Source organism: Bacteroides sp. AM41-16, from assembly GCF_003603495.1.
GTDB classification, from domain to species: domain Bacteria; phylum Bacteroidota; class Bacteroidia; order Bacteroidales; family Bacteroidaceae; genus Bacteroides; species Bacteroides uniformis.
Map to the genome: position 1 here is coordinate 148260 of NZ_QTNE01000002.1, position 14297 is coordinate 162556.

Here is a 14297-nt window from a genome sequence, read left to right on the forward strand (position 1 = left end):
CGTCATTATAGATGAGGATTTTTATATCATGTAATTTGTTTCTGTCTTTATGAATAAAGAATTGAAAATCAGTGATAAATCACCTTTTGAGAAAATAAGGAAGTTTGATGGGCAAGGACGGTCATACTGGACTTCGAGGGAATTGTGCGCTGCTTTGGGGTATAGTACGTACCAGAAATTTTCCGTTCCATTGGCAAAAGCCATGAGGTCTGCCGAAGCGGATGGTATAAATGTGGATGAGCATTTTAACCTGATGGTTGAAATGGTTGGGGTAGGCTCTGGTGCGCGTAGGAGCGTGGAAAACTATCACCTTACGCGGGAGGCTTGCATCTTTATAGCGAGGCAGGTCTATGCTAAAAAGAAAGAAGTGCAGGCAGCCCTTGAATACTTTTCCAGTGTTAGCATTGATTTTGATGGGGCCGAATGTGATGTGAACTGTCAGGAGGTTGTCTCTGAGATGGAGAAAGATAAAATCAGAGAGAGGAACCGGGAGCATTGGAAAAGGTTAAATGACGAAGCTTCAGAGTTTTATAAAAAGAAGATGAGGCTGCTGGATGAAGTGGAGGATTTTAAAGCGGATGCTTCTTTTCATGGGAACAAGGCTCCACATCACATGATGTACAAGCTGGGGACATTGTACAGTAAGGATGGATGCAGAGGGTATGAATTTCTGATAGAATATGATGTGTATGAACCGGTTGTCGGCATTTATTATGGATGTAAGGGGCTGATTCTTGATGGGAATGATGAAGATGGGGAAAAAATGTTCAATGAAGAATGGAAAGATATTCGTTATTATGTTACTGCTGTTCTTGAAAATACATTTCCGGGGAAATCTTTCACTCATCGCTTTAAGCCTACAAATAATGCGAACAACCATACTTATTGGCCCTTTTGGATTACTCTTCATGAAGATGAGGATATTGTGGAGGTGGGTGCAAGGGCGGTTCGTCTTATAAGAAGTATATATGAGGGGTATCTTGAAAATGAAGATGTTGAGGCTCTGAGAAAACGTTCTGGCTCTCGGAAAGAGCCTCAGGAAGAGGATAAGATACGTTTCTCTGCTGATGTTAACTTTACAAAAAAAGCGTATCAGGAACTGCTTGAAGAGATAGGCCAAATGTCGAAAAAGGGAAAGGAGAAGACAAATAAAGAAATGTTTGAGAAACTACTGGAAAAGACCACTGAAAGTGGATATCTGAGAAAAGAAAAACACTATGAGGCAGCGTGGCGGATAGTACGAAATGCAGATGTGAAGGAGCGAGATTTGCAGCAGAAAACTAATAAACAATTTATCTACATGATTAGACTTCTTTTGGGGTATATGCAATTTTATTTGGGAACATTAGATACTTCTAAGTGTGATATAGAACATAATAGAGGAGTGGTGTCACCTCCTTACACGTCTATCAGCAAGATTTTGATGACTATGAACGGCGGATTTTTCGGGGAAACAATAAGAAAATTGTGTGATAGTAAGAAGGATGCTACATCTATAATAATAAATTCATGGAAAATATTGCAAACTCTATTAGACCTGCCAAAGGACGCTTGGAAAATCGTAAATGACACATTAGGCTTACCAGAGAAAAAATGGAAAACCTTTAAAGATAAATGTGGAAATGGATAAAGAGGTTGATTGTCTTTTTTGTAGACGTCTATTTCACAGCTGGTTCTTCCCCCATACTTTTGCAATCGTTAATGCTAACGGTTGCTTTTTGTTCTTATAGGCAGAGGGCGCCATAATATAAACTTTAAAAAAAAGATTATGGAAAATCAAGAATTTCCGAAAGGAGTCGGTTTCGCTCCGTTTTTGCGTTCATTCATGAGTAATTCTTCTATTTCTATTGATGAACTTGCAGTGGCTATGACAATGTCGAAGTACGCAATTACACGTTTGGCCGAGGGCAAGAGTTATCCTACTGACGTGTGCTACGCAGAATTCTGTATCATGTTCACCGTTGTATTAGGTAAAGATTTTGATGCTTACAAAAAGATGACTAGAAAAGACAAAGATGATTTGGTTGCCAAAATAATGGCAAGTGGAGGATCTGCTTGTACGGTGGCAGGAATGATAAGCTTGATTTCGGCTTCAGGTGTTGTTGCTGGGTTGTCGGCAGCAGGAATAACCTCCGGATTGGCTGCAATTGGCGGTATAATAGGAGGTGGTATGCTGGCAGGGATTGCAGTTGTTGCGGCTGCCTCATTGGTAGTAGGGGCCATATTGTATTCTCTTTGTAAACCCAAAGATAAAAAGGCCGATTTTTTGCTTGCGTACAGATATGATTTAGACCCCAAATATGAAATAAATCCTCAAGACAATGAAGATGAAGATATGGATTGAAGAAGCAATGAAGGAAATGGTAGAAGAGGTAGAAAAAAATGAACCGATGCCAAAACATTGGAAACGCAGTGTGCTGCTGTTCTGCTTGTTGTCGGCCGTTTGTTTTCAGACGGGACTTTTGGTGTTGGCAAAAAACGGCATTGCTTCCGCTGATAGAAGCCCTCTTTTCATTGCAACTGGCATTGTCTGTTCTATGCTGGTGGGAGTTGTGCTGATTAAATGCTGCTTATATGCAAAAAGAATAATGAATAAAAGTAATAATTAAAAATAAGATAGTTATGGAATGTATTTTTTGTTTGAATGAGAATGCCTATTTCGATGGCGTGAATTATGTTTGTCCGGATTGTGGAAGAGAATGGCCATGTGATGAAATTGCGGATGACGATGATGATAACAACAAGTTGCGTTGCCCTGAGTGTGGCTCGCATTTGGTCTATCCTGATTCAAGTGGTATTAATGATTATGCTTGTGATGCTTGTGGGTGTAGATGGGATGGTGACGATGATGACTACGATGAAGATTATGACGATGATGATGAAGATTAATTATTGCAATTATGGAACTGGGCAAATAGCGCTATTATTACCGCATTATTACATGCTTCAATCTGAAAAAGATTAGCATTCCTTTGCCAAGCCCCCTGCTTTTCATTATCTTTGCCTCTGTAGTTTGTAGTTGCGCACAGTCGTGGAATGTCTTTCTCATAGTTGTGAAGAAGGTGTATCACAAATATGAAGAAGGTAAACCACAGCTGTGCGCATCTTTTTTTGATAAGCTTTCAGCAGAAGGAAGAACGCTTCTTTGCGTAAGGAAGACCCATGCTCTGCCTAATGAAAGCCGGTACTTTGTATGAGCGAAACCTGCAGACAGCAACAGAAATGAATCTAAAAATGGAGGAAAGAATATGGCAATTTTATTTGATTGGTACGAAAACCCGAAAACGAAGGATAAACAAGGGGAAGAACTGACCCTGCATCCCCGGATTAAACTGAACGGCTCCACGACGACCGATGAGCTGCGCAGGCATATACAAGAATACTGCTCGCTGACCGAGACGGATGTACTGGCGGTACTCGATGCTTTGTCGCATTTTGTGGGACGCGAGCTGGGGGAGGGCAGGCAGGTTCATTTGGACGGCATCGGTTACTTTGTTCCTACGCTGACCTGCACGGAACCGGTGACACTGGAGACAAAGCGGAAAAGTACTAAGGTAAAGTTGAAAAACATCACTTTCAGACCGGACAAGGCGCTGCGCAGTGAGATAGGAGTATTGAAGGTAAAGCCGCTGAAATTGCGGAATCTCACGAAAAAGAGGCTGACGGATGATGAGGTGAAGCAAAAAGTGGTGAACTATCTACGTAAGAATGAGTTCATCACCCGCAGTGTTGTACAGTCGATTTGCGGCATGACCCGCACGACTGCGACGCGGCAGATTCGTCGTCTTTGTGAGGAGAATGTGTTGGTGAACAAAGGGTTGCAGAAACAGCCGATTTATTTTTTGAAGGAAAAAGAGTAGGTTGATGCGTATAGGGCTTGCATGGATTGCGTCATGTAGGCAAAATCTGCCTGCATGCTTGCATGAGGTCTGCTTGCATGGCGCAATCTGTTGTAAATTAGTGCGCTATGTCATTTCATGCAAGCATGTAAGTAAAACATGCGATAAAACTACAGTTGTAGATTAGGAATACCTATAATCGGCAGACGAGAAATTAAAGAATGAAAACAACGCGGCAGAAGGATAGTTTTTATTATTTTTGCAATCAATTCTCAATAGTTATTTAAAAAATATGGCAAAGAAAAATTCAACAGCTAAAGATACGGAGCTGTCACTCTCGTTTTTTGGGAAAGTGGCAGCGTTATTTAGAAGTGAAACTGTTCATTTCGTTATCGGCTTGGTACTGGTAATCTTTTCGGTTTATTTGTTGCTCGCCTTTTCGTCGTTCTTTTTCACGGGAGCGGCAGACCAGAGCATCATTGACGGAGGCAGTGCGCAGGAGCTGATTTCCACCAATAATGGGGTGAAGAACTACGCCGGTAGCCGCGGTGCGCAGTTGGCCAGCTATCTGATAAATGATTGTTTCGGCGTATCGTCTTTCTTGATTCTCGTGTTCCTGGCTGTGGCGGGATTGAAGCTGATGCGGGTGCGTGTGGTGCGCTTGTGGAAGTGGTTCATCGGCTGTTCGTTGATGCTGGTGTGGTTCTCGGTATTTTTCGGTTTTGTGTTTGTAGACCAGTACAAGGACTCTTTCCTCTATCTGGGCGGTATGCACGGATACAATGTCAGCAACTGGCTTGTGTCTCAAGTCGGTGTGCCGGGAGTATGGCTGCTATTGTTGGTAACTGCCATCTGCTTCCTCATCTATCTGAGTGCACGGACTGTCATCTGGTTGCGCAGATTGTTCAGTCTCAGCTTCTTGAAGCGTAAGGAGAAGGCGGAAAGCGTGCAGGGTGAAACGCCGGAAGAGTTCAAGACCTCTTGGGGTGCAAAGGAAAAGACTACTGCTCCGACACCGGAAGCTGCGGAACCGGAAAAGGTTCTTGAAAAGGAGGAGGAGGTTGCCACAGAGGAAGAAGAGGACGAACCGCTGAATGAAATCACCCTTGACTTGGGTGGAAGTGATGGAAAGGTAAAGCCAGCCAAGTCTGCGGATGAGGATGTTACCATGACTTTTGAGACTCCTGCACCGGAGCCGGTGCCCCCTTTTCGGGAACAGCCGGTAGAGAAGGAGCCGGCATTCCAGGTTGAGAAGGCCGAAGAGGAGGAGTATGTGGGAACGGAGAAGGAGCCGTACAATCCCCGTCTGGATTTGGAAAACTATCATTACCCCACAATAGACTTGATGAAGCATTACGATGACAATGGTCCGACCATTGACATGGTAGAGCAGAACGCGAACAAGGATAAGATTATCAATACTCTGCGTAGTTTCGGTATAGAAATCAGTACCATTAAGGCGACGGTAGGTCCTACGGTGACGCTGTATGAAATCACTCCCGAGCAGGGCGTCCGCATTTCGAAGATACGCGGTCTGGAAGATGATATTGCCCTCAGCCTTTCGGCGCTCGGCATCCGTATCATCGCTCCCATTCCGGGAAAGGGTACGATTGGTATCGAAGTGCCCAACTCCAATCCGAAGATTGTATCCGGTCAGAGCATTATCGGCAGCAAGAAGTTCCAGGAGTCTACTTACGACTTGCCCATCGCACTGGGTAAGACGATTACGAATGAAGTGTTTATGGTGGATTTGTGCAAGATGCCGCACGTGCTCGTTGCCGGTGCTACCGGTCAGGGTAAGTCCGTGGGGTTGAATGCCATCATCACCTCCTTATTATATAAGAAGCATCCGGCAGAGCTGAAGTTTGTGCTGGTAGACCCCAAAAAAGTAGAATTCAGCATCTACTCCGTGATTGAGCATCACTTCCTCGCGAAATTACCCGACGGGGAAGATGCCATCATTACGGACGTCACGAAGGTGGTGCAGACTTTGAACTCCATCTGTGTGGAGATGGATACTCGCTATGACTTGCTGAAAGCTGCCCATGTGCGCAATATCAAGGAGTATAACGAGAAGTTCATCAACCGTCGTCTGAATCCGGAAAAGGGGCATAAGTTCATGCCTTACATCGTAGTCGTTATCGACGAGTTCGGTGACTTGATTATGACAGCCGGTAAGGATGTGGAATTGCCCATCGCACGTATCGCCCAGTTGGCGCGTGCCGTGGGTATACATATGATTATCGCTACACAGCGACCGACAACAAACATCATTACGGGTACGATTAAGGCCAACTTCCCGGCGCGTATCGCCTTCCGTGTATCGGCAATGGTCGATTCGCGTACCATCCTCGACCGTCCGGGAGCCAACCAGCTGATAGGCCGCGGTGATATGTTATTCCTGCAGGGAGCTGACCCGGTGCGTGTGCAGTGTGCCTTTATCGATACGCCCGAAGTGGCGGAGATTACGAAGTTTATCGCCCGCCAGCAGAGTTACCCCACTGCTTTCTATCTGCCCGAATATGTGGATGAAAATGCAGGAGGTGATTTGGGGGATGTGGATATGGGACGTCTCGATCCTTTGTTCGAGGATGCAGCCCGTCTCGTTGTTATTCACCAGCAGGGTTCCACATCGCTCATTCAGCGTAAGTTTGCCATCGGTTATAATCGTGCCGGCCGCATCATGGACCAGTTGGAGAAAGCGGGGATTGTGGGACCGGCGCAAGGTAGTAAGGCGCGTGAGGTGTTCTGTATAGATGAGAGCGACCTGGAAATGCGGTTAAACAATTTGCAATAAGGAATGGTTATTTATAGAATGATGAAACTTGATAAGCTTTTACTTGGTGTGCTATTGCTGTTGTTTGCTGTGCCGATGTCGGCACAACAACCGGATGCCAAGAATATATTGGAGCGTACAGCCGAAGCCTTTCGGAAAGCGGGAGGGGTGAAGCTGGCGTTTACCGTGAACGAACAACAAGGCTCTTATGCGGGAGTTCTCTATCTGGAAGGTGAGAAGTTTGTGGTTGAGACCGAGGGAATGAAGACTTGGTTTGACGGACATACGCAGTGGAGCTATGTGGCTTCGGCAGATGAGGTGAATGTATCGGAACCTACGCAGGAGGAATTGCAGACTCTTAATCCGTATGCTTGGTTGTCCCTCTACAAGCAGGGATACAGATTGAAGTTGAGCAGTGTCGGTGGTAAGCAAGACAAGTCTGTTTATTACATCACCATGACTGCTGCCGACAAGAGAAAAGACCCTGAAAGTGTCTATCTGTTTGTGACAAAGGATACGTATCGTCTGCATCAAGTGGACTTGGCACCACGGGGGAGTAAGTATATGACTACTATCCTTATTGATAGCTACCAGACAGGACAATCCTATCCGGATAGTTTTTTTGTCTTTGACAAAAAAGCCTATCCCACAGCTGAAGTCATCGACATGCGCTAAATAGTAAATTGTAAATAGTCAAATAGTAAATAATATAATGATGGAAACAGAAAAAGTAAAATGTCTGATTATCGGTTCGGGTCCTGCCGGCTATACTGCCGCTATTTATGCAGGTCGTGCCAATCTTTCACCGGTACTTTATGCAGGATTGCAGCCCGGTGGCCAGTTGACAACCACTACTGATGTGGAGAATTTCCCCGGTTATCCCCAAGGTATCGGAGGTCCGGAATTAATGGAAGACCTGCGGAAGCAAGCCGAACGTTTTGGCGCAGATTTGCGTTATGGAGTTGCTACCGCAGCCAATCTTGCTGAAGCACCTTACAAGATTACGATTGATGACGAAAAGATGATTGAGGCTGAAACGCTGATTATTGCTACAGGTGCCGCTGCGAAGTATCTGGGGCTGGAGGATGAAAAGAAATATGCGGGAATGGGTGTCAGCGCTTGTGCCACTTGTGACGGTTTCTTCTACCGCAAGAAAACGGTAGCTGTTGTAGGGGGTGGAGATACTGCCTGCGAGGAAGCTGTTTACCTTGCCGGACTGGCTGCCAAGGTTTATCTGATTGTCCGCAAACCTTATCTCCGCGCTTCCAAGATTATGCAGGAGCGTGTGATGAAGCATGACAAGATTGAAGTACTGTTCGAACATAATGCCGTAGGCTTGTTTGGAGAGAACGGTGTGGAAGGTGTACATTTGGTACAGCGTATGGGTGAACCTGATGAGAAGCGCTATGATGTGGCTATTGACGGTTTCTTCCTGGCTATCGGCCATAAACCCAACTCAGATATTTTCAAACCTTATGTAGATACGGACGAAGTAGGTTATATCGTCACCGAGCCGGGAACACCGCGTACGAAAGTGCCGGGCGTATTCGCCGCCGGAGACGTTGCTGATCCTCACTATCGTCAAGCCATCACCGCTGCCGGAACTGGTTGCCAGGCAGCCATTGAAGCGGAAAGATATTTGTCTGCGAAAGGACTGATTTAGTGATTAGTGATTAGGGGTTAGGATGGTAACAATGTGTTTTTATTATGCTAACCCCTAATCGCTTATCCCTTGTCACTTATTCCTTATCCTATCTTGCTGATTTTCTTCAGCTTTTCTTCGTCTATGATTTTGATTTTACGTCCGTCGATGGTGATTAACCGTTCTGTGGCAAACTGTGACAACGTACGTATGGCGTTGGAAGTGGTCATGTTTGACAAATTGGCCAGATCTTCACGCGAGAGATAGATACTCAAGGTGGAGCCGTCTTCCTCCAAACCATAACTTTCTTTGAGGAACAGCAGGGATTCTGCGAGTCTTCCGCGGATATGTTTCTGCGTCAGGTTTACGGTACGTTCATCGGCAATGCCCAAGTCAACGGACAATTGCTTGATGAAGAACATGGCAAGGTCGTTGTTTTGTGTGAGCAGAGTCATCAAGGCAGTCATGGGGATTTGGCAAACAAGAGACGGCTCGAATGCAGATGCTGCCGTGACATAGTCTGTTTTTGCAAAGTAAGGGCGGTAACCGAAATATTCGACAGGTTTAATCATACGGATAATCTGGCTTCTACCACCGACTCCGTCTTTATAGATTTTGACCTTTCCACTCAGCAGACACATCAAATGCGTAGGTGTCTCGCCTTCGCAATGGATGACTTCGTTTTTTTTGTAGTTCTGGAGTGTGAAGTGGTTGGCGAGGAATTCCCGTTGTTCGTCATTCAAGGGAGACCATATATCTGCAATCAACTCCGGAACATTAATATCAGACAAGTTTACTTTTACCATAACTGCTGCAAAACTGTGTTATACAGCACAAATGTAAAAAGAAAAAATTAAATATTGCACAAATATGACAAAAAGATGTCGTAGGGGGGAGATAAAGGAAAATCTATATATTTACGATTAGACGATTTACGATTGAAGTTTGTATTGTTAAACAACTGCTCATTAGCAGGTGGGTTTATGATTGTATGAGTAACTCCAACCGTAAACCGTCAAATCGTAAATCGTAGTAACTTAATTGTTTATCGTAGTATCTCTATCCCCCTCCCTGCGGGGGAGGGGCTAGGGAGAGGCCTACTTTGTAAACAGCAGCTCCCTATATTTCGGAAGCGGCCAGATTTCATCATCAATTTCCATCTCAAGGTGGTCGATGTGGTCACGGATACTTTCCAGATAAGGGCGTACGGTTTCTTCGTAAGCGAAAGCCTTGTCTTTGTAGTTATCCATGTGGTTGGCTACTTTGCGGGCTTCGGTCATTTCGCGTACTTGTACCTTGATGGCTGTTACGCGCTTGGAAATTTCGCGTACAAGCTCTTTCCGGTCGGCACTGAGGACTTCGTATTCTTCGGGAGAGAAGGTCTCGCGCAGGCCACGGAGATTTTCCAGCAGACGGTTTTGGTAGATAACGGCAGTCGGTACGATGTGGTTGATGGCAAGGTCGCCCAGCACACGGCTTTCTATCTGTACCTTCATGGTGTATTTCTCCAGTTCTACTTCCAGGCGGCAGGCAAGCTCCGTTTCGTTGAAGATACGTTCGCCGATGAGTACGGAACGGGACTGGTTATCCATGTAGTGCATCAGGGCTTCGGGAACGTGGCAGATGTTGGTCAGCCCACGGCGGGCGGCTTCCTGCTTCCATTGTTCGGAGTAGCCGTCACCCTCAAAGCGGATAGGCTCGGAGGCGATGATGGTCTCTTTCATAATGCGGAAGATGGCTTCATCCTTGCCGACTCCTTCTTCCATCAGTTTGTCGATGGAGACTTTGAATTCGTTCAACTGGTTTGCCATAGCTGCATTGATGGCAATCATGGCGGCGGCACAGTTGGCGGACGAACCTGCGGCACGGAACTCAAAGCGGTTGCCGGTAAAGGCGAATGGAGAAGTACGGTTACGGTCGGTGGTATCCAGTAATATTTCGGGAATACGTCCGATGCCTAATTTCAGTGTTGTCTTTTCTTCCGATGTCATCTTGCTGCTGCTTATCTGGCGAGCTATCTCGTCGAGGATGGAAGACAGCTGTTTGCCCAGGAAGATGGACAGAATGGCGGGAGGTGCTTCATTGGCTCCCAGACGGTGGCTGTTTCCGGCACTCATGATGGAGGCGCGCAGCAAGTTCTGGTTTTTGTATACCATCATCAGTACGTTTACCAGGAAGGTAAGGAACAGCATGTTTCCTTTCGGATTCTTGCCCGGTGCAAACAAATTGATACCCGTATCGGTGCAAAGCGACCAGTTGTTGTGCTTGCCGGAGCCGTTCACGCCGTTGTAGGGTTTTTCGTGAAGCAGTACGGCGAAGTGATGCTTGCGTGCGATGCGTTTCATCAGATCCATCACAAGCTGGTTGTGGTCGTTGGCAAGGTTGGCATTCTCAAAGATAGGCGCCAGCTCAAACTGGTTGGGAGCTACTTCGTTATGGCGGGTCTTGACCGGGATACCCAGTTTGTGACATTCGATTTCCAGTTCTTTCATAAAAGCTGTGACACGTGGGGGGATGGAGCCGAAATAGTGGTCCTCCAGCTGCTGGTCTTTGGCCGAGGAGTGTCCCATCAGGGTACGTCCGGTCAGACAAAGGTCCGGGCGGGCATTGTACAGTGCCGAGTCGACGAGGAAATATTCTTGTTCCCAGCCTAAATTGGTATAAACGCGTGTGATATTCTTGTCGAACAACTGGCATACGTCTGTCGCTGCTTTGTCTACGGCTGCCAAGGCTTTGAGCAATGGAGTCTTGTAGTCGAGCGCTTCGCCGGTATAAGAGATGAAGATAGTGGGGATGCAAAGTGTGGTATCTACCACAAAGGCAGGTGAGGAAACATCCCAAGCAGTATATCCTCGTGCTTCGAATGTGTTTCTGATACCCCCGTTGGGGAAAGAGGATGCATCCGGTTCCTGCTGGATGAGCAGTTTGCCGGAAAAACGTTCGATCACTTCTGTTCCTTCGCCGAATTCGATGAAGCCGTCATGCTTTTCAGCAGTTCCATCCGTTAGGGGTTGGAACCAGTGCGTGTAGTGGGTGACGTTGAGGGACTTTGCCCAACTTTTCATGCCGTTGGCAATCAGGTCTGCCATTTCGCGGTTGATGGGAGTGCCTTTTTCGATGGCGTCGGTCACGGCTTTGTAGGCTTCACGAGGCAGGTATTCCTGCATTTTCTTACGGTCGAAGACATGGCTGCCGTAGTAGTCGGACAGTTTGTTTGAAGGGGTGGTCACTTCAAGAGGTTGCCGATTGGCAAGTTCTTGCAAAGCAAAAAATCGCATTTTTGACATATAAGTCTCTCCTTTTATTGGTTGTTGGGCGCAAAAATACATGTTTTTTCTGAACTACCCCCTCTTTTTTAGGGGGTATTCTCGAAAATATTAGTGTTTTTTGAGAATAGACCCCCTGAAAAAGCCTGCTTGTTATGGAAAAACGACCCAAAGCTTGCGTTTGTTACATGCCATGATTAGTAATCTTTCCGCATCACGATTAGTAATCTTAGTGCGTCGTGATTAGTAATTTTCATGTGTCACAATTACGAATCATTCTGTACATGACACTTGTGGCACCCTTTTTATAACAATTAATATAGGTTCGTATTTATCTCGCACAAACTATGTGTGCTTGTGTATTATTGTCTCTCGCGTAACATATGTTTTATAATAAAGGGTGTCACAAGTGTCATTCCCGCTTCTTTATGGAACATGTTTTTGCATTACACAAATTCTTCCGTATATTTGTCCCGATTCTATAAGGAGAAATTGCGGTTGAAACGTTTGTTGTTTATATGGATTTGGATTTGCTTCTTGTTTTCTTTTGTACAGAAGGCAGGGGCGGAGCGTGTATCTTATCCGGTTGACAAACATGTGAGTTCCGCAGACTCCATCATGGAGAAAGTCATCTTCTTTGCCCCCCTTTATGAACGTATTATTGAAAGTTACAAGGCTGAGCTTTACATAAAGGGCTGGGTGAATATCCGTAAGAAGAATCATATTCTCCGCTACATCCCTTCCATGTTCCGGCCCAAGAAAGGGGTGCGGGAATATATGATGGAAACTTATAGCGATTTGCATTTTACTGCTCCCGACATCTATGACCAGAAGGTAAAGGCAAGTGTCGGTACTGCTTCCGAGTTTTGGGAAATGGACGGACGGCTGCCGGAATATTTTCACATCAACATCTATTCTTCTACCTTATTATATGACAAACTACTCTCTCCTTTAGCACCCAATGCCAAAAAATATTATACCTATCGGATTGATACGGTGATGGGGGAACGGCATGCCCTTCAGTATAAAATCCGTTTTATGCCAAAAAGCAAAAGCTTTCAGCTGGTGGGCGGTTATCTGATTGTGAGTGATAACGTGTGGAGTGTACGCGAGATGCGTTTTTCCGGACGTAATGAGATGGTGCGGTTCAATAATCTGGTGAAGATGGGTAATGTGGGCGATTCGGACGAATTTCTTCCGTTGCAGTATGATGTGGAGGCAACGTTCCGTTTTTTGGGAAATGTGGTAGATGGCACTTATGAAGCTGTACTCGATTATAAGAACATCATTCAGAAAACTTCTGGCAGTGATATACGGAGGTCGGTGAAGAAAAGTAAATATGACTTGTCCGATTCATACACGTTGCGTACTGATACGAATGCTTATCTACGTGATACTGCTTACTTTAAAATTTTGCGTCCCATTCCTTTGACTCCGCATGAGGAGACACTGTATCAGGATTTCTTCTTGCGTCGGGATACGCTCGCCCGGAAAAAGAAACCGGTGAATAAGAACTTGGAGTTTTGGGGGCAGATTGGAGATGCATTGATCAGTCGCTATACGGTAGACCTTGATAAATTGGGGAGTGTGCGCTGTTCACCACTAATCAATCCTTTTCTTTTGAGCTATAGCGGCAAGCATGGAATTTCGTATCGGCAGGAGTTCAAGTACAACCGTATTTTTACCGGTGATCGCCTGCTGCGCATCGTTCCCCGGATAGGTTATAATTTTAAGGAAAAAGAGTTTTACTGGAGGGTGAGGTCCGATTTTGATTATTGGCCCCGTAAGCGTGCAGCATTGCATCTGGAGTTTGGTAACGGTAACCGGATTTACAGCAGTGATGTGCTGGACGACCTGAAAGCCATCCCCGACAGTATTTTTGACTTCAACCAGATACACTTGGATTATTTCAAGGATTTGTATCTGAATCTGCGTCATAGCTGGGAAATAGTAAACGGTCTGTCGCTGGAAGTGGGTGTATCCATGCACAGACGTACGGAAGTGAACCGCTCCCGGTTTGAACTGAACTACCCGAGCATGCCGCCTACCAAGTCGGCCACCCGTGCCGGTTCCGGAGGTTCATCCTTCTTTCCGAATTTTGACCCGAATATCCTGAACAAGTTCCGCCATACCTATAATAGTTTTGCTCCCCGCGTCCGCCTCACCTGGACTCCGGGACAATACTATTATATGAATGGCGACCGTAAAGTAAATCTTCATTCCAAGTATCCTTCCATCTCAGTAGATTGGGAGCGGGGACTCAGTGGAGTGTTGCAGAGCAGTGGTTCGTACGAGCGTGTAGAGATTGATTTGCAGCATCAGGTTTCTTTGGGCTTGATGCGTGATATTTATTGGCGTTTTGGTTGGGGAGAGTTTACCAATCAGAAGGAACTGTACTTTGTGGACTTTGCCAATTTGCGGCGTTCCAATCTTCCTATGGGTTGGAGTGATGATATTGGCGGGGTGTTCCAGTTGCTGGACGGCCGCTGGTATAACTCTTCCCGTAAATATATCCGCGGACACCTTACCTATGAAGCGCCTTTCCTCCTGCTCCGCCATCTGATGAAATATACCCAATATGTATTGAATGAACGTCTGTATCTGAATGCATTGGTGGTTCCTCACTTGAAACCTTATCTGGAAGTAGGGTATGGCATTGGTACACATATATTTGACTTTGGCTTGTTTGCCAGCTTTGCAAACTGGAAGTATCAGGAAATAGGTTGCAAATTTACCTTCGAACTGTTTAACAGATAGCAATGTGGTAATGTGAT

At 45.7% G+C, this 14297-nt stretch carries 11 protein-coding genes; 9 read left to right on the forward strand and 2 right to left on the reverse strand.

Annotated elements, in window-relative coordinates; translation table 11 throughout:
• Positions 1–49 precede the first annotated feature (49 nt).
• From DW896_RS03095 to trxB, 8 genes are all read left to right on the forward strand, one after another.
• Complete coding sequence (locus tag DW896_RS03095; RefSeq protein ID WP_057258636.1) at positions 50–1630, forward strand: hypothetical protein; 1581 nt, start codon at positions 50–52, stop codon at positions 1628–1630.
• A 138-nt stretch (positions 1631–1768) separates the two neighbouring features.
• A complete protein-coding gene (locus DW896_RS21580) occupies positions 1769–2344 on the forward strand; it encodes a hypothetical protein (RefSeq protein ID WP_207802306.1) in 576 nt (191 codons plus the stop codon).
• A complete protein-coding gene (locus tag DW896_RS03105) occupies positions 2322–2609 on the forward strand; it encodes a hypothetical protein (protein WP_044468860.1) in 288 nt (95 codons plus the stop codon). The genes DW896_RS21580 and DW896_RS03105 overlap by 23 nt, the downstream gene beginning before the upstream one ends.
• A 13-nt stretch (positions 2610–2622) precedes the next feature.
• On the forward strand, positions 2623–2889 hold the full coding sequence (locus DW896_RS03110) for a hypothetical protein (RefSeq protein WP_005832022.1): 267 nt from the start codon (positions 2623–2625) through the stop codon (positions 2887–2889).
• A 359-nt stretch (positions 2890–3248) separates the two neighbouring features.
• Positions 3249–3860: a winged helix-turn-helix transcriptional regulator gene (locus DW896_RS03120; RefSeq protein ID WP_005832923.1), complete on the forward strand. Its 612-nt coding sequence runs from the start codon at positions 3249–3251 to the stop codon at positions 3858–3860.
• Between the two features lie 271 nt (positions 3861–4131).
• On the forward strand, positions 4132–6636 hold the full coding sequence (locus DW896_RS03125) for a DNA translocase FtsK (protein WP_005832921.1): 2505 nt from the start codon (positions 4132–4134) through the stop codon (positions 6634–6636).
• A gap of 3 nt (positions 6637–6639) precedes the next feature.
• On the forward strand, positions 6640–7290 hold the full coding sequence (locus DW896_RS03130) for a LolA-like putative outer membrane lipoprotein chaperone (RefSeq protein WP_080707064.1): 651 nt from the start codon (positions 6640–6642) through the stop codon (positions 7288–7290).
• Between the two features lie 37 nt (positions 7291–7327).
• Positions 7328–8278, forward strand: a complete 951-nt coding sequence (trxB, locus tag DW896_RS03135) for a thioredoxin-disulfide reductase (protein ID WP_057255730.1) — start codon at positions 7328–7330, stop codon at positions 8276–8278.
• Between the two features lie 83 nt (positions 8279–8361).
• On the opposite strand, the gene DW896_RS03140 is transcribed toward trxB, so the two are convergent.
• Both DW896_RS03140 and DW896_RS03145 read right to left on the reverse strand, forming a co-directional pair.
• Positions 8362–9063: a Crp/Fnr family transcriptional regulator gene (locus DW896_RS03140; RefSeq protein WP_005832010.1), complete on the reverse strand. Its 702-nt coding sequence runs from the start codon at positions 9061–9063 to the stop codon at positions 8362–8364.
• Positions 9064–9354: 291 nt separating this feature from the next.
• The gene (locus tag DW896_RS03145) at positions 9355–11544 is read right to left on the reverse strand and encodes a glutamine synthetase III (RefSeq protein ID WP_005832915.1); all 2190 of its coding nucleotides are present in this window, start codon (positions 11542–11544) and stop codon (positions 9355–9357) included.
• A gap of 414 nt (positions 11545–11958) precedes the next feature.
• On the opposite strand from DW896_RS03145, the gene DW896_RS03150 reads away from it, so the two are divergent.
• Positions 11959–14280 carry a DUF5686 family protein gene (locus DW896_RS03150; RefSeq protein ID WP_117983964.1) on the forward strand — a complete coding sequence of 774 codons (2322 nt, stop codon included), beginning with the start codon at positions 11959–11961 and terminating at the stop codon, positions 14278–14280.
• Positions 14281–14297 lie beyond the last annotated feature (17 nt).